The organism is Mameliella sp. AT18, assembly GCF_028807275.1.
GTDB lineage: Bacteria > Pseudomonadota > Alphaproteobacteria > Rhodobacterales > Rhodobacteraceae > Antarctobacter > Antarctobacter albus.
The window spans coordinates 12,164-37,658 of record NZ_JARAMO010000049.1 but is presented as its reverse complement, the minus strand read 5'-3'; the positions used below and the strand labels follow the sequence as shown (position 1 = coordinate 37,658).

Genomic DNA, 25,495 nt, shown 5'->3' with positions numbered 1-25,495 from the left:
TGGTGGTGTTGAACCATTTCACGGTGCCAGTGGCCATTCCGTGGTCTCCTGTAGATTTGCCGCACGCGGAAGTGCTGCGGCCCGGCAATGTCAGAGCAGTATCGGTTGCGCTGACGCCGTATGACGGAGACAGGTAGGCGATAGTGGTAACGTAGCGGTATTGGATATCGCAGGTTTGCTGAGTCGGAGCAAGAAGGATCGGATTGTCGCAGATGCAATTGCCAGGTCTTCTGCGCCCTGCAAAGGAGCGCTTTCCGGGGCCTGTCGGCCCCGGTCTGCACGGTCAGTTCCGGGTCATTTCGCCGGCGACCCGGTTGGTATAGGGATCGCCGCCTGCGTCGAATGTCCCGCCGCCCGTCATCGTGGCCCACTCGCCGGTGCCGCCCAGGACCATCCACTCGCCCTGCGTGCGGCCTTCGGCATCGATGCCATTGGCAACCCATTTGACCACGGCCACGTCGCCGTCGCCGTCGGTGTAGTGGCAAAGACCGTCGCCCGACACCTTGCCCTTGTCGATGAGGATCGCGCCGAAACAGGGGCCCTTTGCGCTGGCAAAGGGGTTCATCGGGTCCTCGGTCTCGAAACGCTCGTACATCGAGGTCGCGTGCACGATGACCAGACCATCGGTCACCGGCATCGGTGTGGCGGTAGATGTGCCGTGGCCCACGCCGGCGGCATTCACGGTTTCGGAAAGGGTCGGGGTGGCAAAAATGAAAAAGGCCGCCGCGAGGGCGGGCAAACGGATGAAAGACATGAGTTTCTCCTCCAGAATCGGTCCCGGTTGGTCCGGGACCTGTTCCGAGGATACCACGCTTTGAAGTGGGCCGGCCTAGTTGCAGGTAAAGCGTTCCGTCCAGCGGCCCCAGTTGTTCATGTCCATCGTGCGCTGGCGAAAGCCATAGGTGTGCGACGAGCCGTGAATACGGAAGTGGCGCACGGCGCCGCGCCAATAGATGCGGCTGCTCACCGGGGCGATGCTTTCGGCGTACATGTAGTAGATACGGTTGGTGGTAAAAGCGATGTCCACGGACTGACCGGGGTCCAACAGGTACCAGCCGTTGGTGATCCAGTTGCCCGAGAGGTCACGGTAGTTGATTGCCGTCTGAATCTGACGGTTGCAGGCATTCAGAAAGACAACGGTGAATTGGTTGTTATTCTGGGCGTATTGGGTCTGTGCGCGGGTTTCCCCGGCGCTGACGGCGGTCATCAAGCAGAGCGCCAGCATCAATAGACGGTGCATGTATCAATTCCTTGAGCAATTAATCTAAGTCCGGCGCAAGGTTAGGCCGGGTCCGGCGCAGTGGTCAAGATTGTTGGGCGTGGGGCGGTGCGGGCCGGGATGATTGCCACTTTGGCGTGCCGGGGTCATGGTGGCGCAAACAGGGAGGGGAGCAATGGGCGTGATCTGGGCAGGCGCGGCGATCGGCATCGGCGGCACGGTGGCGATGGACCTCTGGGCGCTGTTGTTGGACCGGCTGGCGGGGCAGGGGCGGCCGAACTGGGGCAACGTGGGCCGCTGGGTCGGCTGGCTGTTCCGGGGGCGGGTCTTTCACGACGACATCGGCGCAGCGGCGCCAGTGGCGGGAGAGCGCGCGCTGGGCTGGGCGTTTCACTATCTTGTCGGGGTTGTCTACGGCGTGGTCTTTGCCCTGATCGTCGGGGGCGCGTGGTTCGACGCGCCGGTGTTCTGGATGGCCTGGATCTGGGGGATCGTGACGATCGCGGGCGGATGGTTCCTGCTGCATCCCGGCATGGGGCTGGGCTGGGCCCTGTCGCGGACGGAGCGGCCCTGGAAGGTGCGCGTCATGGGGCTGCTGGCGCATTCGGTGTTTGCACTGGGTCTGTGGGCGACGGCGCTGGCGCTGTAGCGCGGTGGCCCCGGCGGCGGACCGCCGCCGTCATGACAGGAATTTCGCGCCGACGGTTGAAACATCGGCCCCGAGGGATTTGGTCGGGGGGAGAGTGCGGTGAGAGCCGCGAAATCCACCTCTGACGGGAGACCGATCATGAGCGTAAGAACGAAAATTCTTGGAACTGCAACCCTCGTGGCACTGGCCGCGGCACCGTTGACGCCGGCCCTGGCGCAATCCGGACCGCAGGCCGACTTGGTCCCGGTACAGGCCGAGGCGCAATACAGCGACAGCGATCTCGAAAGCTTTGTCGATGCGGCGATGAAGGTCATGGCCCTGCGCCAGACCTACCAGGCGCGGCTGCAGGGGGCTGTCAACGAAAAGCAGCAGCAGGCACTGGTCCGCCAGGCGCAGGAAGAGATGAAAGCGGCCATCGTGCAGACCGATGGCATCGACGTGCCGACCTATACCGCCATCGGCGAGGCCGCCCAGGCCGACGACGCATTGAGCCAGCGGATCACCGCGATGTTCCAGGAGCGGATGCCGGGCGACGGCGCGCAGCCGTCGGACGACGGGTGATGGTCCGGCCCGTCGTTCGGGCCGTGTGAGAGATGTGAACCCGCGCGGTGGTCAATGGGCTGCCGCGCGGGTTTTTGTTGTAGGAATGCGCGCCGGGGGATTTCGGTAGGTAAACCCGGCCCCACAAGGACATTGCCTAGGTGTTGCCCCAGTGTGTTGGGATGGGTTCTCCTACTTGCGTTTCACTATTTCGGCCAATGCAGGTTGGCTTCTTTGACTAGACTTTCGAAGTCTCGCCGGCCTTTCTTCAAGCCCTCAGCGACGAAACACAGTCGATGACCGTAGCGTTCGCTCTTAACCCACATGCTGCTGCCCTTTTCCGCCTGCTTGAACCAATAGTTCTTACCGGCCGCGTAGCTTTCATAGCCCTTTTGGTGGAGTTCCCCAAGCCACTCTTGCGGCATGCTGCAAGCTTCCAGATAGATCAAGGCATCGTATGCATCGCGTGGGTTCATCGCAGTCTTCCGCTAGAATTAGCTATCGCGCTTATACAAATATAACATTCTACCTCGTGAACTTCTTGTGCTTCAGCCGCTTCGGCTCCAGCGCATCCGCGCCCAACCGCCGCTTCTTGTCCTCTTCGTAGTCCTCGAAGTTGCCCTCGAACCATTCCACATGCGCCTCGCCTTCGAAGGCCAGGATATGTGTGCAGATCCGGTCGAGGAAGAAACGGTCGTGCGAGATCACGACGGCGCAGCCGGCGAAATCGACCAGCGCGTCTTCGAGCGCCCGCAGGGTTTCCACGTCGAGGTCGTTGGTCGGTTCGTCAAGCAGGATGACGTTGCCGCCTTCCTTGAGCAGGCGTGCCATGTGCACCCGGTTGCGCTCACCACCCGAAAGCAGGCCGACCTTCTTCTGCTGGTCGCCGCCCTTGAAGTTGAAGGCCGAGCAATAGGCGCGGCTGTTCATCTCGGCGTCGCCCAGCTTGATCTGTTCCGCCCCGCCGGAAATCGCCTCCCAGACGGTTGCATCCGCGGCGAGGTCGTCGCGCGACTGGTCGACATAGGCCAATTGCACCGTGTCGCCGAATTCGATGCTGCCGCTGTCGGGCGTTTCCTGCCCGGTGATCATCTTGAACAGCGTCGATTTACCGGCGCCGTTCGGGCCGATCACGCCGACGATGCCACCCGGCGGCAGCGAGAAGGACAGGTCCTCGATCAACTGCTTGTCGCCCATGTGCTTGTTCAGGTGCTCGACCTCGATCACCTTCTGGCCCAGGCGCTGGCCATTGGGGATGATGATCTGGGCGCGGCTGAGTTTCTCGCGCTCGGACTGGTTGGCCATCTCGTTGTAGGCGCTGATCCGGGCCTTGGATTTCGCTTGCCGGGCCTTGGCGCCCTGGCGCATCCATTCCAGTTCGCGTTCCAGCGTCTTCTGTTTGGCCTTGTCCTCGCGCGCTTCCTGTTCCAACCGCTTGGCCTTCTGTTCCAGCCAGCTGGAGTAGTTGCCCTCGTAGGGGATGCCCCGACCGCGGTCGAGCTCGAGGATCCAGCCGGTGATGTCGTCCAGGAAATAGCGGTCGTGCGTGACGCAGAGGATGGTGCCCTTGTAGTCGATCAGGTGCTGCTGCAGCCAGGCGATGGTCTCGGCGTCCAGGTGGTTGGTCGGTTCGTCGAGCAGCAGCATGTCGGGTGCTTCGAGCAAGAGCTTGCACAGCGCGACCCGGCGGCGTTCCCCGCCCGAAAGGTTGGCCGGCATGGCGTCATCGGGGGGGCAGCGCAGCGCCTCCATCGCGACGTCGACCTGGCTGTCCAGATCCCAGAGATTCTGGCTGTCGATCTCGTCTTGCAGCTGCGCCATCTCGTCGGCGGTCTCGTCGGAATAGTTCATGGCCAGTTCGTTGAACCGGTCCAGCTTGGCCTTCTTCTCGGCCACGCCCAGCATGACGTTGTCGCGCACGCTCATCTCTTCTTCCAGCTTCGGCTCCTGCGGGAGGTAGCCGACCTTGGCGCCTTCTGCGGCCCAGGCCTCGCCGGTGAAGTCCTTGTCGATTCCGGCCATGATCCGCATGAGGGTCGACTTACCGGCGCCGTTGACGCCGACGACACCGATCTTGACCCCGGGCAGAAAGCTCAGGCGGATGTTTTCAAAGCATTTCTTGCCGCCCGGATAGGTCTTGGAGACGCCATCCATGTGGTAGACATACTGATACGAGGCCATGATCCGCTCCTGCAGCTTGCGCGTTGTTCGTGACGGAGTAGCGCGTTGGCGTCGGCGGTGCAATCTGCGGCGCGAGACCCGGAAAATTCCGGGCAAATTTGCCTTAAACCGATCTAAAGATTTCCCCGTCATCTAGGTGGTCGTGCCCAAGGGGCCGGGGACCGGGAAAGGCAAGGATGATGCGGAACGCGCCGGAGCAGGGACAGGCACGGCTGGGCCTGCGGTGGTGGCTGCCGGGCTTGGTGGCCGTGGCGTCGTCTTTGGTGGCGCTGGCCGTGGGCGTTCTTGGCGACGGTGCAGCGGGTCGGATGCTGGTGGCCGGGGCTGGTCTGCAGGCGCTGGCTGCCTTCGGTCTGGCCTGGGTCGCCGCGGCACGGCTTGCCCGGCGCCTGCGTGCATTGGAGACGGCGGTTGTCGCATCGGCGGATGGCGCCTTGACCGTGTTGCCGGATCGCGCTTCGGGTGATGAGATCGGCGGGTTGGCGCGGGCCGTGGGGGAACTTCAGGCAGCGCTTGTAGAGGCACGACAGGAGGCAGCGGCGCAACCGGCGCTCGACCTTTGCGCCATCCAGGGCGCCCTCGACCGGGTGGCACGGGGTGAGCCCACGCTGCCGGAGGGATGCCCGCCGGGCATCCTGCGGGCGATTGGGGCCGTAGAGGCAAGGGTCGCGTCGGAGTTGGGTGAACATGTGCGGACCCGGCAGCATGCAGAGCGGCAGTTGCGTCGGCTGACCCTGCAGTTGAGGCAGGCGCAGACAGGCGGCCGTGCGGGCGTCGAGGCCATTGACCAACTGCGGACCGGGGCAGATGACCTGGGTCGGGGCATCCAGGATGTCCTGGGGGCGGCTCGGGACGTGAGGGGATCGGTGCAGGCGGCGCGGGCGGTGCTGGATCGGGATGCCGGATTGCCCGGCAGGGCGGTGGAGCAGATGGCGCGGATCGCGAGTTCGACCGACGAGATCGGGCAGGTGGTCGAGGTGATGGAGGACGTCGCCTTTCAGACCAACCTGCTGGCGTTGAACGCGGGGATCGTGGCGGCGCGGGCCGGGACGGCGGGGCGTGGCTTTGCCGTCGTCGCCGAAGAGATGCACGGTCTGGCTGTCCAATCGGCTGAAAGCGCGGAGCGGGTGAGAGCGCTGATTACTTCCTCGCAAGAACGGGTCCTGGACGGGGTGCGGCTGGTAAGCGCCTTGGGCAAGCAGGTCGACGGTGCGCAGAGGGAGATCCGCGGCGCCGTCCGGGCGGGGCAGGCGATGCCGGATATGGAGGCGCAGGTTGGTCGTCTGATCGGCCTCGGGGCGGATCTGGAACAGCTTGGGCGGGAGATGCGCAAATGCTTTGCGGAGGTGCCCGGCGAAGGGCCGGAGCATGGTCCTGCGCAGTTGGGCGGCGCGGTCCGGCGGGTCGGGTAAGGCCCCCGCGCGCAAGGGTTTCTTGCACAAGCCGGTCTGAGCGCGTATCCGGTTGCCCGGTGCGCGCGGGCGCAACTTGGCGGGAGGATGCGGCGTGCCGCAGTCAGGCAGACAGGGGCAGGACCTATTCCCGGCCGGGGCGGGTGCGCTGGATGGGCGTGCACTGCCGCGCGGCTCCCGGATCGGCCTATTGGGTGGTTCTTTCGATCCTCCGCACGCGGGGCATCTGCACCTGTCGCGCGAGGCGCTCAAACGGTTCGGGCTGGACCGAGTCGTCTGGCTGGTCAGCCCGGGGAACCCGCTGAAACCCAATCCCCCGGCGCCGCTGGCAGACCGGATGGCTGTGGCCCGGGCGATGATCGACCACCCGCGCATCACCGTCAGCGAATTCGAGGCGCGCGCAGGCACGCGCTATACCGCAGAAACCCTGGCGCGACTGCGGCACCTGTTTCCGAGGGTGCAGTTCACCTGGCTGATGGGGGCCGATAACCTGGCGCAATTCCATCGCTGGGACAACTGGCAGGGCATCCTGCAGGCCGTGCCGCTGGGGATTCTGGCGCGTCCCGGGCTGCGCACGGCGGCGCGCAGCTCTCCGGCGGCGCGGATCTATCGCGCGGCGCGGATACCGGCACAGGCCTCGCACCGGTTGCCCAGCATGTGCCCCCCGGCCTGGTGTTTCGTGAACATGCCGATGACCGACCTCAGCTCGACCGCGATCCGCGCGGCGGGCCACTGGGCAACAGGCCCGAAAACGTGAAGGGCGTGCCCCCAGTTGCCGGTTGCCCGAAGGTCCGGGATTCGCTTAGATCGGGCGCATGACGCATGGCATTTCCAGACGTGCCTTCCTGGGGGGAGTGGCGGGTGCGGCGCTAGGCGGGGCGGCATCGCCCGGCTGGGCGCGAGCGCCCGAAACCTCGTTGCGCCCGGTCGCACGGTCCGATGATTTCCGAAAACGCATCCAGCCGCCCGCAGAGGCGCTGATCGAACGCGCGGCGCTTGACGGCGAGGTGGGCTTTGCCGTCGCGCGCCTGCACAGCGGCGAGGTGCTGGAGACTCATTCCCCCGACGTGAGCCTGCCCCCGGCCAGCGTGGCCAAGGCCCTGACCGCTGGCTACGCGCTGGACGTGCTGGGCCCGGCGCATCATTTCGTCACCCGCGTGATCGCCACCGGCCCGGTCAAGGACGGGGTGGTGCAGGGCGACCTGGTGCTGGCGGGCGGGGGGGATCCGACGCTGGACACCGACGCCCTTGCCGGGCTGGCCGCAGCGGTCAGCGCCGCCGGTGTCACCGGGCTGACCGGCGGGTTGAAGGTCTGGGGCGGGGCGCTGCCTTCGCTGATCGGCATCGACGCCAGCCAGCCGGATCATGTCGGCTATAATCCGTCGGTTTCGGGGCTGAACCTGAACTACAACCGCGTGCATTTCGAATGGCGCAAGGCGGGCAGCGACTACACCGTGACGATGCAGGCACGTTCTGCCGCGCACCGGCCGGACGTGCGCGTGGCCCGGATGGACCTGATCGACCGCAGCCTGCCGGTCTATACCTACGAAGACAAGTTGGGGCGCGACAACTGGACGGTGGCGCGTGGCGCGCTGGGCGACGGCGGCGCGCGCTGGCTGCCCATCAAAAAGCCCGAGGCCTACGCGGGCGAGGTGTTCCAGACGCTGCTGGCGGCGCAGGGCATCAAGACCGGCAAGCCCGAGATCGCCGCCGGCCTGCCCGGGGGCGATGAACTGGCCCGCCACGAAAGCCCACCCTTGCGGGTGATCCTGCGCGACATGCTGAAATGGTCGACCAACCTGACCGCCGAGGTCGTCGGCCTTGCGGCCAGCGTGGCGCGCAGCGGGGCCGTTCCAGCCTCGCTTCAGGCATCGGCGGCGGAAATGAATGCCTGGGCGCAGGAAAAACTGGGGGTCGGCGGCCTGGCGCTGGTCGATCACTCCGGCCTTGGCGACCAGAGCCGGGTCAGCGCGATGCAGATGATGGGATGCCTGCGCGGATTGCGCATGAAGATGGGTATCAAGCCGCTGCTCAAGGACATGCCGCTCCGCGATTCCCGTTACCAGGTGATCGAGAATGCGCCGTTGAAGGTGCGGGCCAAGACCGGCACCCTGAACTTCGTCAGCGGGCTGGCCGGTTTCGTCGATCTGCCCGACGGCACCGAACTGGTTTTTGCGATTTTTGCCGCCGACATGCCGCGGCGGGACGCACTGACCAAGGCACAGCGAGAACGCCCCGAAGGCGGACGCAGCTGGAACAGCCGGGCCAAGATCCTGCAACAAGGGCTGATCGGGCGCTGGGGTGTGCTGTACGAAAGCGACCCTGTCTGACAGCGCGCCTTGCGGCGGAGCTGTCGGCTGCATAAGTGCCAAAGCGCAAGGACGCGTGGCAGAAGAGTGGAAGGGGCCGTGATGGACATGTTCGAGTCGTTCATCGACCAGGCTTTCAGGCGTGCACAGGAAAACGGCGATCTCGACGACCTGCCGGGCACGGGAAAACCCATCGAGCCGAGCAGCCTGACCGCCGATCCTTTCGCGCATACCTTTGCCGAAAGTGGCGCGATGACGCCCTTCGGCATGTTGCAGGTCCGTATCGACGAGGCCCGCAAACGGCTGGCCGAGGCGAGTGATTCGGAACAGCGGCGCGCTATCCAGTCCGAGATTTCTGCCCTTGAAACCCGCAAGGCGATCGAGATGGAGGCCTGGAAGAGGTATAGCTGACCCTCTGTATCGGGCCGTGACGTCCCCTGCGACCAACGAAAAAAGGGCCCCGCGATGCAGGGTCCTTTTCATGTCTGGGCATCTTCATGGCCGGTGGCAGCCGGCCTGGCGGCTCAGTTGTCGATCACGACCTTCATGTTCTTCTTGCCGACCTGCTGGGTTAGTTCGAACAACACGGCGGCATGTTCGGGGTGCAGGCGCACGCAGCCGGCCGAAGCGGGACGGCCGAGGCGGCTGATCTGGTCGGTGCCGTGGATCGCGTAGTCTCCGTTGAAGAAGATCGCAAAGGGCATCGGCGCGTTGTTGTAGATGCTCGACCGGTGATACTTGGACAGCCAGTAGGCATTCCATTGGCCACGCGGCGTGTGCTTGCCCGCGCGGGCGGTCGAGACCGGCCAGCGATACTCAACCTTGCCGTTGTAGATCACCGTCATGGTCTGGGTCGACACGTCGACCTTGGCCACCAGCGGGGCGGCGGCGGCCATGAGCGGTGAAAAACACAGAAGTGCCGCGGCCAGCGCGGCGGCAAAAAATCGTTTCATTCGTCCCTCCAGGTACAAGCTTGGCAGCTTCGGCGAAAAAATGCCTAGAGGGACGTTACTACGCGGTTACCCGCCGGTCAGTCAGGTATACCCGACCCGGCCCGGTACAGGGGGTAGAGCGGCAAAACCTATGGGATTTTTGCAACAGGCCAGCCCGGGATTCGGGCCGTTTCAAGTCAAATTCACAGGGTCAGGTGCCGCGCCCGGGCGCCACGCTCGATCGCGGCGGCGTGCAGGCGGTCGAGGTTGAGCTCGTAGCGAATCTCTTCGAGCAGGCGCAGTTCCGTTTCCTGCAGCGTGCCATCGGCAGCAGCGACATCGCAGGCCAGCGCGTAGGCGGTTTCGAACAGCCGTTCCGGCAGGTTGTCCCGGATCAGGCCGAACAGCGCGTCCAGCCCGTCTTCCTGTTCGAAAAGCTCGAAGACCAGGGTCGACATCGCGCGCACCCGGTCGCTGTCATAGCCCGAGAAGACCGGCAGCATCTTGACCGAGGCGTCGATCTTGACCAGTTCGACGGTCCGCACCCTCTCGTCCGAGACGGAAACGGCGATCATCAGGGCCACGAGGCAGTCCTGCGGGCTGAGCGGCTGGGTGGCGTCGGACATGCGGGGGCCTCGGTCTGCAATGGCGTCGCCGCGCAATTTATTGACGCGGAGGCGGGGGGGCAATAGAGAAGCGCCCGCAACACCCCCCAAGGAGACCGAGAAATGTCCGATCTGCGCGACGCGGCGATGAGCGCCAAGGCCTGGCCCTTCGAAGAGGCGCGCCGGATCCTCAAACGCTATGAAAAGGCGCCACCTGAAAAGGGTTACGTCCTTTTCGAGACGGGCTATGGCCCCTCGGGCCTGCCGCATATCGGCACCTTTGGCGAGGTCGCGCGGACCACAATGATCCGCCGCGCCTTCGAGGTGATCTCGGACATTCCGACGCGGCTGATCTGTTTCTCGGACGACATGGACGGGATGCGCAAGGTGCCGGGCAACGTGCCCAACCAGGAGCGCCTGCGCGAGGACCTGCAGCGCCCGCTGACCAGCGTCTATGACCCTTTCGAGACGCACGAGAGCTTTGGCCACCACAACAACGCCATGCTGCGGCGGTTCCTCGACACCTTCGGGTTCGAATACGAGTTCATCAGCGCGACCGAGTTCTACAAGTCCGGCCAGTTCGACGAGATCCTGTTGCGCTGCGCAGAACGCTATGATGACCTCATGGCGATCATGCTGAAATCGCTGCGCGACGAGCGGCGCGAGACCTATTCGATCTTCCTGCCGATCCACCCGGAAACGGGCCGCGTGCTGTACGTGCCGATGAAGAACGTCGATGCCGCCAAGGGCGAGATCACCTTCGACGACGAGGACGGCAAGGAATGGACTTTGCCCGTGACCGGCGGCAACGTCAAACTGCAGTGGAAGCCGGACTTCGGCGCCCGCTGGGCCGCGCTGGGCGTCGATTTCGAGATGTACGGCAAGGACCACAGCACCAACACGCCGATCTATGATGGCATCTGCCGGACGCTGGGCGTGCGGGCGCCGGAGCATTTCACCTATGAACTGTTCCTGGACGACAAGGGGCAGAAGATCTCGAAATCTTCGGGCAACGGTATCTCGATCGACGAGTGGCTGACCTATGCCTCGACCGAGTCCCTTTCCTATTTCATGTTCCAGAAGCCCAAGACCGCCAAGCGGCTGTTCTTTGACGTGATCCCCAAGGCGGTGGACGAATATCACCAGCAGCTGCGCGCCTACCCGGGGCAGGATCTCAAGGCGCAGGTCAACAACCCGGTCTACCACATCCACAACGGCGACGTGCCGGAATCGAAGATGGTGGTGCCCTTCTCGATGCTGCTGAACCTTGCCAGTGCTGCCGGGGCCGAGGACAAGGCCGCGATGTGGGGCTTCATCCGCCGTTACGCGCCGGATGCCTCGCCGGAAACGCATCCCGATCTGGATGCCGCTGCCGGTTTCGCGGTCAAGTACTACGAGGATTTCGTCAAGCCGACCAAGGTTTTCCGCGCCCCGGACGCCAAGGAACGCGCGGCGATGGAGGACCTGGCCGCGCAGCTTGGGGCGCATGAAGGTGCGACCGACGACGAGACGCTGCAAAGCCTCGTCTTTGCCGTCGGCAAGGCGCATGAGTTCGAGAACCTCCGCGACTGGTTCAAGGCCCTTTACGAGGTGCTGCTGGGCCAAAGCCAGGGTCCGCGGTTCGGCGGGTTCATCGCGCTCTATGGCGTCGACGAGACCGTGGCACTGATCGAAAAGGGCCTGGCGGGCGATCTGGGCTGACCCCACGCGCCTGAAACTTTGACGGACTCTCCTCGTGTCTTACCTATGGGAAAGCCACGAGGAGAGATCACATGCGCACATTTTTGATGGGGTTGGCCGTGGCGGTCAGCCTGGCAGGGGCGGCTCCGGCACAGGATGCCCTGGCGCCAAACCCGGCAATCCAGGGAACGATCCAGGGCCAGATCGACGCCTTCTTGCAGGACGATTTCGGCGCCGCCTTCGAATTTGCCAGCCCGGGCATCCGTAACACCTTTCGCACACCTCAGAATTTCGGCGCGATGGTGCAAAAGGGCTATCCGATGGTCTGGCGGCCCAGCGACGTGGAGTTCGGCCCACTGCGCGAGCGGGACGGGGCCATTTGGCAGCAGGTCCTGATCCGGGACGAGGCCGGCAAGAGCTATATCGTCGAGTACAGGATGCAGAATGTCGATGGCGACTGGCGCATTTCGGGCGTGCGCGTCATTCCGGCGCCGGGCGTGTCCGCCTGACCTTGGAGCCGTTCAGAATTCCGTCCAGAGTCCCATCTTCAGGCCCATCGAGGTGTCCCCGGTCAGCCCCCAGGTGACGCCCGTCTCTAGCTTGAGAGGCCCCCTCAGTGGCACGACCAGCGAGGGCGCGACCCGTACGAAGGGGGCGTAGCCATCCGGCTGGCCGGTTTGCAGCTGCAGGATGAGCTTGCGGTCCCTGGGCAGGTTGCGGCCCCACGTAACATCCATCTTGAGGTCGGTCCGGCCGCTGTCGACATAGGCCTCGGCCACGCTGTCGATGGACAGCCAGCCGTTTTGCAGCCCCCAGCCGACAGAAAGCCCGGGCCGCAGGACCTGTTCGCCCGCGATCGTGCCCAGCCCGAACTGGGCGGTCATCTGGGCTCCCGTTTCGGCCTGCCGGAGCGGCCATTGCAGGAACAGCACCGATTTCCCGCTGCCGCCGACCGAATGGCCGATGTCGAATCCCAGCGTCAGGCGATCGGTCAGGCCATATTCGAAGAACAGCGTCGAATAGTCCTGTGTCGGGTCCATCGAGGTCCAGGTGCTCATGTCCTGGGGCCAGCCCAGGCGAACGGCGATGCTGCCAAAGCCGCTGCCCTGCTTGCGCGGCCAGGCGCCCGCCCCGGCGGGTGGGGCGGCAAGACAGGCGGCCAGGATGGCGGCCAGGAAGAGGGCTAGAGGACGCATGGCTGGGTCTCTTGGCAGCGTCGGGCCGTTAACCAACCCTTCCAAACCGTAAGGATGCAATGGTTAACGGAAGGTGAAGCAATTGACGCAGGGGGCTGGATTCCCCGATGCCGCAGGTGCACAGTCGCTGACAGGTTTTTCGGGGGATGGAATGGCTGGACATGTGATCACCGTGGCGCAGCAGAAGGGCGGCAGCGGCAAGACCACTTTGGCGGCTCACCTGGCGCTGGCCTTTCACGGTCAGGGCAAGCGGGTGGCCGTGGTGGACCTGGACCCGCAGGGCAGCCTGGGGCGCTGGTTCATGACCCGGGTCGAACGCCAGCCCGAAACCTGCGAGGGGCTGGATTTCGCGACCTCCTCGGCCTGGGGGATCTCCTACGAGGTGCGCAAGCTTTCGGCGATCAATGACATCGTCATCATCGACACGCCCCCCAAGGCGGACAGCGACCTGCGCCCGGCGCTGCGGGTGGCGGACCTTGTGGTGGTGCCGGTGGCGGTCAGCCATGTCGATCTCTGGGCCACCGAAGGCGTACTGGACCTGGCCGCGCGGGAAAATTGCGCGACGCTGCTGGTCATGAATCGCACGCGGGTGGGCACGCGGCTGAATGCCGAGGTGGCCGAGGCGGCAACCCGGCTGGGCGCGGCCGTGGCGCAGGCCAGCCTGGGCAACCGCGTGGGCTATGCCGAGGCGCTGGGCCAGGGGCGCGGGGCGCATGAAGGGGCCAGGACCCCGGCCCGGGCCGAGATCGAGGCGCTTGCGCAAGAGGTGGCGGAGCGGCTCGGGACGGGGTAAGGGGGCGCGCACAGGAGGCCCCTTGATGACCGATCTCGATGAACTCTCCCGCCTGATCCGGGCCGATGCCCAGTCCCGGGGCCAGACGATTTCCCGGTTGGGCTATTTCTGCGCGCCATTCCGGCCGGACAGCGGGCCGCTGTCCGACCGGGTGATCAAGGTCTACCGGGGCATGGGGGACGCGGCGGCGCTGGACCGGTTGAAACGCTGCCACGACGACTACGTCGAGGCCCTGTTGGCGGGCGGCGTGCCGATGCCAGCGACTGAGTTCCACTTCGTCGACTTGGGCGGTGCGCGCGTGCCGGTGGTCGTGCAAGAGGCCCTGCCGGTCGACAGCTTGATGCGGCCGCGGATGCAGAAGGAACCGCTGGCCTCGACGCTGGAGATGATGGAAGCGGCGGGTCAGGTCATCGCGCGCTTCTGGCTCTGGGCGCGGGACCAGGAGGGGCGGATCGGCTTTCACCCTTCGATCCGGAATTTCGCGGTCATCGAGGGACAGGCCGTGTTCTTCGACACCTTCCCGCCACTGATCCACTATTCGCGGGGCGAGATGGGGAAGATGCTGCTGACCTTCTCGGACAAGCGGCTGATGCGGATCATTGGCCCGCTGATGCAAAAGCGCGTTACGGGTATCCAGGACGAATGGTATTCGCCGCCGGAGACACTGGTCGGGCTGGTCGGGTCAGCCTGCCGGTTGCGCCCCGACGATGCAGAGGCCTACCTCGCTTGGGGGCGCGACTTCGTCACGCGCGAGATGGCGCATTGGTCGGACGAGGCGCTGGCCGGGCTGCAGGCACCGCCCAAGTTGCCGGGATACTGGACCGGGTTCCGCAAGCTTCTGGGCCTGCAGGGAGAGCCCAACGTCTGACGGGACGGCGGGGTCAACCCCGCCCTACGCAGGTTCCGGCGGCAGGTCTGCCTGACCGGCGTTGCGCCGCTTTGTGGGCTGAGTTTGGGTATTTTAGCCAAGAAGAAGCCGAAACAGCGCCCTTCCATGTTTCTTCTTGGTCAAAATACCTCCGGGGGTGTGGGGGCGGCGCCCCCACTCCTGTCCGTTCCGCAGGGCGATCAGACGATTTTGATGCCCGCGCTTTCCGCGTCCTTCAGGAACTGTGCCAGTCCCTTGTCGGTCAGCACATGCTCGGCCATCTTCTTGATCACGCCCGGAGGCGCGGTGGCCACGTCGGCGCCGATCTTGGCGGCTTCGGACATGTGGTTGGCCGAGCGGATCGACGCGGCGAGGATCTGGGTGTCGAACCCGTAGTTGTCGTAGATCTCGCGGATGTCGGCAATCAGGTCCATGCCGTCGAGGTTCAGGTCGTCCAGCCGCCCGATGAAGGGCGAGATGAAGGTGGCGCCGGCCTTGGCTGCCAGAAGGGCCTGGTTGGCCGAGAAACAGAGCGTCACGTTGACCATGCGGCCCTCGTCGCTCAGCACCTTGCAGGCTTTGAGGCCGTCCCAAGTCAGCGGCACCTTGACCGCGATGTTCTCGGAGATTTCCGCCAGCTTGCGGCCTTCGGCGATCATCGCGTCGGCCTCGGTGGCGACCACCTCGGCCGAGACGGGTCCCGAGACCATGTCGCAGATTTCCTTGGTGACCTCGAGGATGTCACGGCCGGATTTCATGATCAGCGAGGGGTTGGTGGTGACCCCGTCCACCATGCCGAGGTCGTTCAGTTCGGCGATGGCGTCGATCTCGGCGGTGTCGACAAAGAATTTCATGGCGCGCGCTCCTTGATGGCTTGGCCTTTCCTGTCCCGCGATTTACCCCTTTTGCATGCCGATCACTACCCCGGAATTCTTTGACGCCGGCACGCTTGTGGGTGTGCTGACCACGCAACCGCTGGATCGGGTGCTGGATTACCGCGCGCCGGAGGGCGGGTGCTGGCGCGGTGCCTTTGTCGAGGTGCCGCTGGGTCCGCGCAAGGTGCTGGGCGTTGTCTGGGGACCGGGGCGGGGGGATTTCGACGCGTCGAAGATCCGTGCCGTGAACCGTGTTCTGGACGTGGCGCCGATGCGTGACGAGTTGCGTGCCTTTATCGAGAAGGCCGCCGGCTACACGCTGACACCGCTGCCGGCCATGTTGCGGCTGGCGACGCGGGCGCCCGGGCTGGGCGATCCGCCGTCGATGCGCAAGGTCTATCGTCTGGGTGAGGGAGAGCCGCCGCGCATGACGGAGGCGCGGACCCGGGTGATCGGCGCCGCGCGCGAGATGGGCGGGCTGTCCCTGACGCTCAAGGAGCTGTCCGAAACGGCCGGCGTGACCTCTTCGGTGGTCAAGGGGTTGGTCAAGAGCGGTGCAATCCGGGAGGAAGATACGCCGCGCGACACCGCATTTCCTCGGCTCGACCCCGGGTATGGCGGCAAGGATCTGACCGAAGACCAGGCCGCGGCGGCAGAGATGCTGCGCGAGGGGCAGCGGGTCGGTGGATACGAGACCGTCCTGCTGAAGGGGGTGACCGGGTCTGGCAAGACCGAGGTCTACCTCGAGGCGGTGGCAGAGGCCCTGCACGCCGGGCGGCAGGCGCTGGTGCTCTTGCCCGAGATCGCGCTGTCGGCGGAGTTCCTGACCCGGGTCGAGGCACGGTTCGGCGCGCGCCCGGCCGAGTGGCATTCCGGCGTCACGATGACAGAGCGCCGGCGGGTTTGGCGCATGGTCGGCGAGGGCGGTTGCCAGGTCGTCGTGGGGGCGCGGTCGGCCCTCTTCCTGCCGTTCCAGAACCTTGGCCTGATCGTCGTCGACGAGGAACACGACACATCCTACAAACAGGAAGACGGGGTTCTCTACAATGCGCGCGACATGGCGGTGCTGCGTGCCTCGATCCTGGGGTGCCAGGTGGTGCTCGCCTCGGCCACGCCTTCGCTGGAAAGCTGGGCCAACGCGGATGCGGGCAAGTACAAGCGGCTGGTGCTGACATCGCGCTTTGGCCCCGCCGTCCTGCCCGAGATGCGGGCGCTGGACATGCGGGCAGAGAAACTGCCCGCAGGGCGATGGATTTCCGGCACGTTGCAACGGTCGGTCAACATGCGGCTGGAGAAAGGGGAGCAGGCGCTCTTGTTCATCAACCGGCGCGGCTATGCGCCGGTGACCTTGTGCCGGGCCTGTGGCGAACAGATCGGCTGTCCGCATTGCGATGCGCGCATGGTCGAGCATCGGTTCCTGAAACGGCTGGTCTGCCACCAATGTGGCGAGAGCATGCCGATCCCCGAGGTCTGCCCCTCCTGCGAGGTCGAGGGCAAGCTGGCCGCCGTTGGGCCGGGGGTGGAACGGCTGGCCGAGGAGGCGGCGGCGCTCTTCCCCGAGGCGCGGATCGCGGTGCTGTCCTCGGACCTCTTCGGAACCGCGCGCGAGTTGAAGGACCAGGTGGCGGCGATTGCCCAAGGCGGCGCCGATATCATCATCGGCACGCAGCTGGTGGCCAAGGGGCACAATTTTCCGCTGCTGACGCTGGTGGGGGTGATCGACGCGGATCTGGGCCTGCAGGGATCGGACCTGCGCGCGGCCGAGCGGACCTTTCAGCTGATGCGGCAGGTTGCGGGGCGCGCAGGCCGGGCGGAAAAGCCGGGCGTGGCATTGTTGCAGACCTACCAGCCCGAACACCCGGTGATCCGGGCGATCCTGGCGGGGGACGAAGAGGCCTTCTGGTCGGCAGAGGCGGATGAGCGTCGGCTGGCGGGGATGCCGCCCTTTGGTCGGCTGGCCGGGATCATCCTGTCGGGCGGGGACATGGCCAAGGTGTTCGACCTTGGCAATTTCCTGGCCCGCAACGACAGGGCCCTGCGGCAGGTCGGGGCCGAGGTCTGGGGGCCGGCACCCGCGCCAATCGCCCGGGTCAAGGGGCGGCACCGGGTGCGGTTGCTGGTCAAGGCGTCCAAGGGGGTGGCCCTGCAGGGGGCCTTGGCGGATTGGGTCGCGCAGGTCCGCCTGACGGGCGATATGCGGATGGCCATCGACATCGACCCGCAGAGCTTCTTCTGACGGAACGGGGCGACGCTTGGCCCGTGCAGCGTCCTTTCGAACGGCGTCCAATGGCGCAGCAGGCCATTGAATTTTGATCCGCTACGGGAAATGAGGCATGGTTGTCCGGAGGTCGCCGGGGGGGATTTTGTTGTGAAACTTGCAGCCGTTCAGGAAACGCCCGTCTTTTACGACCTTGAAGCCAGTCTTGAAAAAGGCGTCGCGATCATCGCGCGGGTCGCCCGCGAAGGGGCCAACTTGATCGTCTTTCCCGAGGGCTGGTTGCCGAATTACCCTTGCCATGTCTGGGCGATCCAGCCGGACAATTGGCCCAGCCCTGTCGGCGAGGCCGATGGTATCCTGTGGCGCAACGCTTTGGATTTGTCGCGCGACGGATTGGCGCCGATCCGCGCGGCGGCACGGGATCATGGTGTGGTCGTCGTCATGGGCATCAACGAGCGTGCGCCAGAGATGAGCGCCGGTACGCTCTACAACACCGGGGTCATCATCGACGCGGACGGGACGATCCTGAACGCCCACCGCAAACTGATGCCGACCGGGGCAGAGCGCACGGTCTGGGGATTTGGTGACGGCAGCACGCTGAAGGTGGTCGAAACCGCTGTCGGTCGGGTTGGCGTGCTGCAGTGCTGGGAAAATTTCATGCCGCTGGCGCGCATGGCGCTCTATGCGCAGAACCTCGAGATCCTTTGCGCCCCCACAGCCGACCCGATGCCGGAATGGAACGCGACCATGCAGCATATCGGTCGCGAAGGAGGGTGTTTCGTGGTGGGGTGCGGGGCGATCCAGCGCGTCTCAGCGATCCCGAAGGATTTCCCTGAACGAGACAGGTTTGACGAGGGCAGCGAATGGAACCAGCCCGGCGGTGCCGTCGTGGTGGCCCCCGGCGGGCAGATCCTCGCCGGCCCGATGCGCGAGACCATCGGGTCGTTGGGGGCCGAGATCGACAGGTCTGCCCTGCGCTCCGCGCGCCGCGCCTTCGATGTGGCGGGTCATTATGCCCGGCCTGACGTGTTTACGCTGACCGTGGACACCTCGGCGCGGACGCCGGTGCGGTTCACGTCGGGCGAGTGAGGTCGCCGGCGGCTGGCCGTGCCATAGGGGGAAGTGAGGCGGGACGGGTCAAGGTGTGGACGCAGGCCTATTGCGTTTCCGGCCCAGCGCTGACTTTGGCGACCCAGGGGGATCCTGGTCATTGGATATGTGATGAAAGAAGCCCGCGCAGCGGTCCTATCGCCATTCCATGCGGCAGTTCACCAGCAGCCCAAGGGCGCCGCGCTGGCAGACCTTGACCCGCCGTTTCCTGGGCTTGGCCTGTTCCTCGGCCAGCCAGGCGTTATAAAGTGCGCGGCTGTCCTCGATCAGTCTTGCGCGCTGGCTTGCGTTCAGGTGGCCGGAGGCGGGAAAGCCCCGCGCCTGTTGCCAGTCCCGGATGGCCCTGCGCGAGTTCGGCCCCAGATCGCCATCGACACCTCCGGGATCGAAGCCGGCCAGCGTCAGGCGGCGCTGGATCTCTTGCCGGGCGGCGCGATCCAGGTTCAGGCGGGCCTCGTCCGCCTCTGTCGCAAGAGGGGCGATCAATGCGGCGGGCGTGGCGGTCGGGGGCGGAGCCTCGGCGCGGGGTGTGTCCGGCGCCGGCATGGGGCGGGCACCTGCGAGGGCCTCGAAGAACTGGCCATCGCTCATGCCGGGGCGTTCGGGAATGTCCCTGATCGGCATGTCGGGGGGAAAGAAGAAGAAACGGTAGAGGGGCGAGTTCGACAGCACGCCGACGTCAAGGAATTCCACCTTGCCCAAATGGCTGCGTTGCGCGGCGTTGTTTTGCTGAACCAGGCGGCACTTGCTCATTGCCTCGACGTGAAAGAAGTGCCGCGTCGTGACCCTGAGTTCTCCGGCATCCCATTTCGCGCTTTCGATCAAGTCGAGGTTCGGCCCCGTCGTGCGGTTGAACATGGCCAGAACGCCGGCATTCGGGGCGCCGTTGGTACAGGCATTCAGGACGGCGCGGTGCCGGTCTGTTGTCGGGAAGCCGACGGGGAACACCTCGATGTTCCAGGTTGCGGCCTCCTGCACCGTCCGGACATAGCGCATCTCTTCGGGCGGGGTGCCGAGAATGGTCAGGAACAGCGCCTGGGGAAAGATGGACTGGCCCATGCCCCTCATGCTGGCCAGGCGTTCGACGCTCTGAATTGCAACGCGGTATGCGTCGTTCACCGCGTCTTCGGTATAGTCCCCCCGTGGCACGACAAGACCGGGGGCGTGAAATCCCAATGTGCCGCGCGGGTGCAGGCGGCGTTCGGGCAAGATGATGTCCTCGAAGGTGCGAAACGTGCCGTACATGAAGGTGAGGGCACAGGCGCTTTCGCAGGTCCGGTCCGGCCCAACGGCGGTTCGAATGCCGATACTGCCGATCACATTGCCCAGTTCGATGCCCTCAAGGTAGCTGCCGCCGTTGCTGTCGAGACAGAGTGTCCGGATACCATCGGTGCTGCCACTGCCTGCAAAGGCGGGTTCCCATCCGTTTTGCTTGGCAAAGCTGCGCAGCTTGTCCGCATCGCCGTCCCGGATCTCTCCGGTCAGCGTGGCATCGCATTGCATGATGGCATCGCCGCCCGGGGTAATTGTGGCAGCCAAGGCCGTGGCCGGCAGGAACAGTGCCGTCAGGACCAGAAACTGGGCCAGGTACAGGGCAAGGCCTGCTCGGCAGGGGTGTCGCGGTTCATCAAGCATCGTGAAGCAGTCTTGGGACCGTCGGGCGGCTTGGCAAGAAAAACCTCGGGTGTGGTTGTCCAGCAGGTTGGCAACATCGCGCGGCGTCAGAGGTAAATGCACCACAACGCGGCGTCTTTTCGGCCCCTGCCTTGTTTGTCCCCTGCACGCTCTCTACATGCCACGCCATGAGACGTTGGGTTCCCTTCATGAAATCCGTTCCGCGGGTGTCCGTCGTGCGCCTGCAGGGCGCCATCGGCGTCCCCGGACGGTCGAGTATCTCTGACCGCTCGGTTGCGCCGTTGCTGGAAAAGGCCTTTCGGTCGAAACCCGACGCGGTCGCGCTGGAAATCAACTCGCCCGGCGGGTCGCCGGTGCAAAGCTCGCTGATCGGGTCCCGCATCCGCAGGCTGGCCGAGGAACACGAGGTGCCCGTGCTGGCCTTTGTCGAGGATGTCGCGGCCTCTGGCGGCTACTGGATCGCCAGTGCGGCGGACGAGATCTGGTCCGACCCCAGCTCGATCCTGGGGTCGATCGGGGTGATCTCTGCCGGTTTCGGCCTGCCGGTCTTCCTGCAACGGCAGGGGATCGAACGGCGGGTTCACACGGCGGGCAAGTCCAAGAGCATGATGGACCCGTTCCAGCCTGAAAAGGAAGAGGACGTGGCCCGTTTGAACCGCCTGCTGGAGCAGCTGCACGGGACCTTTATCGGCCATGTGAAGTCCCGGCGGGGCGACAAGCTGACCGAGAACCCCGACCTCTATACCGGCGAGGTCTGGATCGGCCAGGCGGCTGTGGACGAGGGGCTGGCCGATGGCATCGGTCACCTTGTGCCGCTGATGAAGGACCGTTTTGGCGACAAGACCCGGTTCAAGCGTTACGAGGCGCGCAAGCCCCTGCTGCCGCGCCTTGGCGCGCAGGCGGTTCAGGGCGCGCTGGGCGAAATCGAGGAACGCGCGGACTTCGCGCGGTTTGGCCTGTCTTGATCGTCAAGATCGTTGCCCTTTTCCTGGTGTTCATCGCCGTGCTGGGATTTTTCGGAAAGCTCCGGATCCCCGGCGCCAAGCAGCTGGGCCAGCTGCGTGACCGGGCCCGCCTGAACGCCACGAAATGCCCGAAATGCGGTCGCTACCGCATCGGCAAGGGGCCATGCGACTGTCGAAAGGGTGACAACTGAGATGGTCTACGTCTACGCGGTTCTTGGTCTGCTGATCCTGCTTCTGGCGGGGGACGCGCTGGTCAAGGGGGCGGTGAATCTCTCCCTGCGGGTCGGTATCCCGGCCCTTGTCGTCAGCCTGACCATCGTCGCTTTCGGCACCTCCGCGCCAGAGCTGCTCATTTCGATCAAGGCGGCGCTGGAAAACGCGCCGGGCATCGCGCTGGGCAACGTGGTGGGGTCGAATACCGCCAACGTGTTGCTGGTCCTGGGGGTGCCGGGGCTGATCACGGTCATGCATACCAGCCAGTGCGACACGCGCACCAGCTATCTGCAGATGATAGGCGGCACCCTGGTTTTCATCGCGCTGGGCTTTCGCGGTGTTTTCGACATGACCGCCGGCCTGATCCTTCTGGCGCTGCTGCTCGTCATCCTGGGCAGCCAGCTGCGCACCGCGCTGCGGCACCGCGCCGAAGGGCAGGCCGACGAAGAGCTGGAAGAACCGGAGGGCGCGGACCCTGACATGCCGTGGTGGCGGATCGGCCTGTACCTGGTGCTGGGCCTGATCGGCCTGCCCCTTGGGGCCGACCTGCTGGTCGACAGCGCCGAGGAGATCGCCCGCATGTTCGGCGTGCCGGACGCGGTGATCGGGCTGACGCTGGTGGCGCTGGGCACCTCCCTGCCGGAACTGGCGACGACGGTCATGGCCGCGATCCGCCGGCAGGCCGACGTGGCCATCGGCAACGTGATCGGGTCGAACCTGTTCAACCTGCTGGCCATCATCGGTGTCGCGTCCCTGATCGCCCCGATCCAGGTCGGGCCGGGCTTCCTGCAGTTCGACTTCTGGGTGATGCTGGGGGCCTCGCTGCTGCTGCTGCCCTTCGTCTATTTCGGGCGTGACCTCGGGCGGATCTGGGGCTTTGTCTTGTCGGCGCTTTATCTGGGCTATGTCACAGTCGTATTGCTGTGACGGAGAACCTCATGGGTGATGTGAAAGGGCGCGCGCTGGTAACCGGCGCGGGCCGGAGGCTGGGCCGCGCAATGGCCGAGACACTGGCCGCGCAGGGGCATGCCGTGGCGGTGCATTATGCCGGGTCCGAGGCCGCTGCGCAGGAGGTCGTAGCCGGGATCGAGGCGCGTGGCGGTCAGGCCGTGGCCTTGCAGGCGGACCTGCTGGACGAGGCGCAGGCGCAGGCCTTGCTGCCGCGCGCGGCAGAGGTGCTGGGCGGTCCGGTGACGGTTCTGGTGAACAACGCCTCCGTCTTTGAATACGACGACATCGGCAGCGCCACGCGGAATAGCTGGGACCGGCATTTCGAAAGCAACCTGCGCGCGCCCTTCGTGCTGATCCAGGCCCTGGCCGCCCAGGTGCCCGATCCCGCGCGGGACGCGAGAGGCGAGCCGGTGGCGCAGGGCCTGGTGGTCAACATGATCGACCAGCGGGTGCGCAAGCTGACGCCCGAGTTCATGAGCTACACACTGGCAAAATCCGCGCTCTGGACCCTGACGCAGACCGCGGCACAGGCGCTGGCGCCACGAGTGCGGGTCAACGGGATCGGCCCGGGGCCGACCCTGCAAGGCGGACGGCAGGACGCCGGGGCCTTTGCCCGGCAGAGGGCGTCGACGGTGCTGGAACGGGGCGCCGACCCCGAGGACATCACAGCCGCGCTGACCTACCTTCTGGGGGCGAAAACCGTCACCGGCCAGCTGATTTGCATCGATGGCGGCCAGCACCTGGGATGGCAGACACCCGACGTTGTAGGTGTCGAATAGGGGGATGCGCCCCAGAGTTGTGCACGGGTCACAAAGTCTTAACAAAAGCGTTACGAAAAGGTAAATGGTCTCAATGGCTTGCAACGTGACAGCTTTTTTGTGACCTGAAATCAAAACCTTACGTAGTCGCCTAAAAATTAGGCATCTCGGCGAAGTGGGCCGTAAACAAGGAAAAAATCCACCTACCCGGATTTTGCCCGCAGAGTTATCCACATATTCGGTGGATGTTTAAGTGCTTGAAACGGCCTTCGTTGCATTGCAGCACGGGCAAGGAATCGCGCAACTCGCATATCAGCAGGAATACCACCATTGTGTGAGCAGAACGGGGAACAGGACCGCGTGCCAAAGGGCCACGAGATCATCCACGGATACCTCAAGACGCTGGACTCTTCGCCCGGTGTCTATCGCATGCTGGATGAGCAGAGCCGCGTGCTTTACGTCGGCAAGGCGCGCAATCTCAAGGCGCGGGTGTCGAGCTATGCGCGGCCCACGGGGCATTCGCGGCGGATCGCCCGGATGATCTCGGAAACCGCGTCGATGATGTTCCTCACGACCCGGACCGAGACCGAGGCGCTGCTGCTTGAACAGAACCTGATCAAGCAGCTCAAGCCGAAGTTCAACGTGCTCTTGCGGGACGACAAGAGTTTTCCGAACATCCTGGTGACCGATCATCCCTTTCCGATGATCAAGAAGCATCGCGGCGCGAAGAAAGAGAAAGGCGCCTATTACGGGCCCTTCGCCAGCGCCGGTGCGGTCAACCGCGTGTTGAACCAGCTGCAAAAGGCCTTTCTCCTGCGCAACTGCACCGACAGCATGTTCGAGACGCGCACGCGGCCCTGCCTGCAGTACCAGATCAAGCGCTGCACCGCGCCCTGTGTCGGCAAGATCTCGGAAGAGGACTATGCCCGCAGCGTGAAGGACGCGCAGCGCTATCTCTCGGGCAAGTCGACCGAGGTGCAGGAGCGGCTCAAGACCCAGATGGCCGAGGCCTCGGATGAAATGGAGTTCGAACGCGCCGCTGCCCTGCGCGACCGCATCCGCGCCTTGACGCAGGTGCAGACATCGCAGGGGATCAACCCGCAGACGACGGCCGAGGCGGATGTGATCGCGTTGTTCATGGAGGGCGGGCAGGCCTGCGTGCAGGTGTTCTTTATCCGGGCGAACCAGAACTGGGGCAACAAGGACTACTACCCGCGCGTCGGTGACGAGATCGACCCCGCCGAGGTCATGCAGGCCTTCCTGGGCCAGTTCTACGACCAGAAGGACCCGGCGCGGCTGATCCTGCTGTCGCATGGGATCGAGGACGAGGACCTGATGTCAGAGGCTTTGGGTGACAAGCTGGGCCGAAAGGTCGAGATCGCGGTGCCGCAACGGGGCGAGAAGGCCGAACTGGTGGACGGCGCCCTGCGCAACGCCAAGGAAAGCCTTGGCCGCAAGATGGCCGAGACGGCGACGCAGGCAAAGCTGCTGCGCGGGCTGGCCGAGGCCTTTGACCTGGACGCGCCGCCGCAGCGGGTGGAGGTCTATGACAACAGCCACATCCAGGGCACCAACGCCGTGGGCGCAATGATCGTCGCCGGGCCGGATGGCTACATGAAGAACCAGTACCGCAAGTTCAACATCAAGGGCGATGACCTGGTGCCCGGCGATGACTTCGGGATGATGAAGGAGGTTCTCAAGCGGCGCCTGACGCGGCTGCAGAAAGAGGACCCGGACCGGAACAAGGGGTTGTGGCCCGACCTGATGCTGATCGACGGCGGCGCGGGCCAGATCAGCGCGGTGGCCGAGATCATGGCCGAACGGGGCGTCGATGACCTGCCCTTCGTCGGTGTTGCCAAGGGGATCGACCGGGATGCCGGCAAGGAGGAATTCCACCGCCCCGGCCAGCGCCCCTTTGCCCTGCGCCACAACGATCCCGTTCTCTACTTCGTGCAGCGCCTTCGAGACGAGGCCCACCGCTTTGCCATCGGCACGCACCGCGCGAAACGGGCGAAATCCCAGATGGCCAACCCGCTGGACGAGGTGCCGGGCGTTGGCGCGGCCCGCAAGCGCGCCCTGCTGGCGCATTTCGGCTCTGCCAAGGCGGTCAGCCGCGCCAACCTGGCCGATCTCAAGGCGGTGGACGGCGTGAGCGGGGCGCTTGCGGAACGCATCTACGCCTATTTCAACGAAAAGGCGTGATCCAGTTGGCACGCCTGCGGCGTGACAGGGGAGCTTGCGTGGCCGCAAGCCAGTGAGGGGCGCTGCCCCTCTGTGCTATGCACATTCACCCGGGAGGTATTTTGAGCCCAAAGAAGCCCAAGGCGTGCGACTGGTGTTTCTTTTGGCAAAAAAAATACCTCCGGGGGGATCGGGGGCTGGCCCC

The 25,495-nt window shown here is 65.2% G+C and carries 26 protein-coding genes; 17 read left to right on the top strand and 9 right to left on the bottom strand.

The window, feature by feature from the left end:
* Positions 1-283: 283 nt before the first annotated feature.
* Both PVW46_RS06750 and PVW46_RS06745 read right to left on the bottom strand, forming a co-directional pair.
* The gene (locus tag PVW46_RS06750; protein ID WP_069209303.1) at positions 284-754 is read right to left on the bottom strand and encodes a hypothetical protein; all 471 of its coding nucleotides are present in this window, start codon (positions 752-754) and stop codon (positions 284-286) included.
* Positions 755-829: 75 nt separating this feature from the next.
* On the bottom strand, positions 830-1,240 hold the full coding sequence (locus tag PVW46_RS06745) for a DUF1036 domain-containing protein (protein ID WP_083242259.1): 411 nt from the start codon (positions 1,238-1,240) through the stop codon (positions 830-832).
* Between the two features lie 154 nt (positions 1,241-1,394).
* Between PVW46_RS06745 and PVW46_RS06740 the strand changes: the two genes are divergently transcribed.
* Positions 1,395-1,868 carry a DUF2938 family protein gene (locus PVW46_RS06740; protein ID WP_069209301.1) on the top strand — a complete coding sequence of 158 codons (474 nt, stop codon included), beginning with the start codon at positions 1,395-1,397 and terminating at the stop codon, positions 1,866-1,868.
* 138 nt (positions 1,869-2,006) lie between these two features.
* A complete protein-coding gene (locus tag PVW46_RS06735; protein WP_043135979.1) occupies positions 2,007-2,429 on the top strand; it encodes a DUF4168 domain-containing protein in 423 nt (140 codons plus the stop codon).
* 185 nt (positions 2,430-2,614) lie between these two features.
* Here the strand turns inward: PVW46_RS06735 and PVW46_RS06730 are convergent, their stop codons facing one another.
* Complete coding sequence (locus PVW46_RS06730; RefSeq protein WP_069209300.1) at positions 2,615-2,884, bottom strand: hypothetical protein; 270 nt, start codon at positions 2,882-2,884, stop codon at positions 2,615-2,617.
* Positions 2,885-2,933: 49 nt separating this feature from the next.
* Positions 2,934-4,589 (bottom strand): energy-dependent translational throttle protein EttA, encoded by a 1,656-nt coding sequence (gene ettA, locus PVW46_RS06725; protein WP_069209299.1) that lies wholly within the window; start codon positions 4,587-4,589, stop codon positions 2,934-2,936.
* A gap of 176 nt (positions 4,590-4,765) precedes the next feature.
* Between ettA and PVW46_RS06720 the strand changes: the two genes are divergently transcribed.
* The 4 genes from PVW46_RS06720 (at position 4,766) to PVW46_RS06705 (ending at position 8,721) form a co-directional block, all read left to right on the top strand.
* On the top strand, positions 4,766-6,001 hold the full coding sequence (locus PVW46_RS06720; RefSeq protein ID WP_069209298.1) for a methyl-accepting chemotaxis protein: 1,236 nt from the start codon (positions 4,766-4,768) through the stop codon (positions 5,999-6,001).
* Between the two features lie 163 nt (positions 6,002-6,164).
* Entirely contained in the window at positions 6,165-6,758 is a 594-nt protein-coding gene (locus tag PVW46_RS06715) for a nicotinate-nucleotide adenylyltransferase (RefSeq protein ID WP_083242270.1), read from the top strand.
* 58 nt (positions 6,759-6,816) lie between these two features.
* Positions 6,817-8,331 (top strand): D-alanyl-D-alanine carboxypeptidase/D-alanyl-D-alanine endopeptidase, encoded by a 1,515-nt coding sequence (dacB, locus tag PVW46_RS06710; protein WP_043135987.1) that lies wholly within the window; start codon positions 6,817-6,819, stop codon positions 8,329-8,331.
* 87 nt (positions 8,332-8,418) lie between these two features.
* Positions 8,419-8,721 (top strand): DnaJ family domain-containing protein, encoded by a 303-nt coding sequence (locus tag PVW46_RS06705; RefSeq protein WP_274575293.1) that lies wholly within the window; start codon positions 8,419-8,421, stop codon positions 8,719-8,721.
* Positions 8,722-8,834: 113 nt separating this feature from the next.
* Here PVW46_RS06705 and PVW46_RS06700 read toward each other — a convergent pair whose 3' ends face one another.
* Both PVW46_RS06700 and PVW46_RS06695 read right to left on the bottom strand, forming a co-directional pair.
* On the bottom strand, positions 8,835-9,263 hold the full coding sequence (locus PVW46_RS06700) for a L,D-transpeptidase (protein WP_043135991.1): 429 nt from the start codon (positions 9,261-9,263) through the stop codon (positions 8,835-8,837).
* Between the two features lie 182 nt (positions 9,264-9,445).
* Complete coding sequence (locus PVW46_RS06695) at positions 9,446-9,868, bottom strand: tellurite resistance TerB family protein (RefSeq protein ID WP_043135992.1); 423 nt, start codon at positions 9,866-9,868, stop codon at positions 9,446-9,448.
* A 102-nt stretch (positions 9,869-9,970) separates the two neighbouring features.
* Here PVW46_RS06695 and PVW46_RS06690 point away from each other — a divergent pair, with 102 nt between their 5' ends.
* Both PVW46_RS06690 and PVW46_RS06685 read left to right on the top strand, forming a co-directional pair.
* Positions 9,971-11,548 (top strand): lysine--tRNA ligase, encoded by a 1,578-nt coding sequence (locus PVW46_RS06690; RefSeq protein ID WP_069209296.1) that lies wholly within the window; start codon positions 9,971-9,973, stop codon positions 11,546-11,548.
* A gap of 71 nt (positions 11,549-11,619) precedes the next feature.
* Entirely contained in the window at positions 11,620-12,036 is a 417-nt protein-coding gene (locus PVW46_RS06685; protein ID WP_069209295.1) for a DUF4864 domain-containing protein, read from the top strand.
* 12 nt (positions 12,037-12,048) lie between these two features.
* Here PVW46_RS06685 and PVW46_RS06680 read toward each other — a convergent pair whose 3' ends face one another.
* Positions 12,049-12,723: a hypothetical protein gene (locus tag PVW46_RS06680; RefSeq protein WP_069209294.1), complete on the bottom strand. Its 675-nt coding sequence runs from the start codon at positions 12,721-12,723 to the stop codon at positions 12,049-12,051.
* A gap of 151 nt (positions 12,724-12,874) precedes the next feature.
* On the opposite strand from PVW46_RS06680, the gene parA reads away from it, so the two are divergent.
* Together parA and PVW46_RS06670 are read left to right on the top strand one after the other, a co-directional pair.
* Positions 12,875-13,516, top strand: coding sequence for a ParA family partition ATPase (gene parA, locus PVW46_RS06675; RefSeq protein WP_069209293.1), 642 nt, complete (start codon positions 12,875-12,877; stop codon positions 13,514-13,516).
* A 25-nt stretch (positions 13,517-13,541) separates the two neighbouring features.
* Entirely contained in the window at positions 13,542-14,384 is an 843-nt protein-coding gene (locus tag PVW46_RS06670) for a DUF6206 family protein (RefSeq protein ID WP_043136004.1), read from the top strand.
* A 200-nt stretch (positions 14,385-14,584) separates the two neighbouring features.
* Here the strand turns inward: PVW46_RS06670 and fsa are convergent, their stop codons facing one another.
* On the bottom strand, positions 14,585-15,238 hold the full coding sequence (gene fsa / locus PVW46_RS06665; protein WP_069209292.1) for a fructose-6-phosphate aldolase: 654 nt from the start codon (positions 15,236-15,238) through the stop codon (positions 14,585-14,587).
* A 55-nt stretch (positions 15,239-15,293) separates the two neighbouring features.
* Between fsa and PVW46_RS06660 the strand changes: the two genes are divergently transcribed.
* The gene (locus PVW46_RS06660) at positions 15,294-17,495 is read left to right on the top strand and encodes a primosomal protein N' (protein ID WP_069209291.1); all 2,202 of its coding nucleotides are present in this window, start codon (positions 15,294-15,296) and stop codon (positions 17,493-17,495) included.
* A 132-nt stretch (positions 17,496-17,627) separates the two neighbouring features.
* Positions 17,628-18,566, top strand: a complete 939-nt coding sequence (locus tag PVW46_RS06655) for a carbon-nitrogen hydrolase family protein (RefSeq protein ID WP_274575288.1) — start codon at positions 17,628-17,630, stop codon at positions 18,564-18,566.
* 156 nt (positions 18,567-18,722) lie between these two features.
* Here the strand turns inward: PVW46_RS06655 and PVW46_RS06650 are convergent, their stop codons facing one another.
* Positions 18,723-20,222, bottom strand: a complete 1,500-nt coding sequence (locus tag PVW46_RS06650; RefSeq protein WP_069209289.1) for a peptidoglycan-binding protein — start codon at positions 20,220-20,222, stop codon at positions 18,723-18,725.
* 167 nt (positions 20,223-20,389) lie between these two features.
* Between PVW46_RS06650 and PVW46_RS06645 the strand changes: the two genes are divergently transcribed.
* The 5 genes from PVW46_RS06645 (at position 20,390) to uvrC (ending at position 25,311) form a co-directional block, all read left to right on the top strand.
* Positions 20,390-21,187, top strand: a complete 798-nt coding sequence (locus PVW46_RS06645; protein ID WP_069209288.1) for a S49 family peptidase — start codon at positions 20,390-20,392, stop codon at positions 21,185-21,187.
* Positions 21,184-21,378: a hypothetical protein gene (locus tag PVW46_RS06640; protein WP_043136021.1), complete on the top strand. Its 195-nt coding sequence runs from the start codon at positions 21,184-21,186 to the stop codon at positions 21,376-21,378. Before PVW46_RS06645 ends, PVW46_RS06640 begins: the two co-directional genes overlap by 4 nt.
* Before the next feature lies 1 nt (position 21,379).
* Positions 21,380-22,327: a calcium/sodium antiporter gene (locus PVW46_RS06635; RefSeq protein WP_069209287.1), complete on the top strand. Its 948-nt coding sequence runs from the start codon at positions 21,380-21,382 to the stop codon at positions 22,325-22,327.
* 11 nt (positions 22,328-22,338) lie between these two features.
* Positions 22,339-23,130 (top strand): SDR family oxidoreductase, encoded by a 792-nt coding sequence (locus tag PVW46_RS06630; protein ID WP_069209286.1) that lies wholly within the window; start codon positions 22,339-22,341, stop codon positions 23,128-23,130.
* A gap of 309 nt (positions 23,131-23,439) precedes the next feature.
* Positions 23,440-25,311, top strand: coding sequence for an excinuclease ABC subunit UvrC (uvrC, locus tag PVW46_RS06625; RefSeq protein ID WP_069209285.1), 1,872 nt, complete (start codon positions 23,440-23,442; stop codon positions 25,309-25,311).
* Positions 25,312-25,495: the final 184 nt, after the last annotated feature.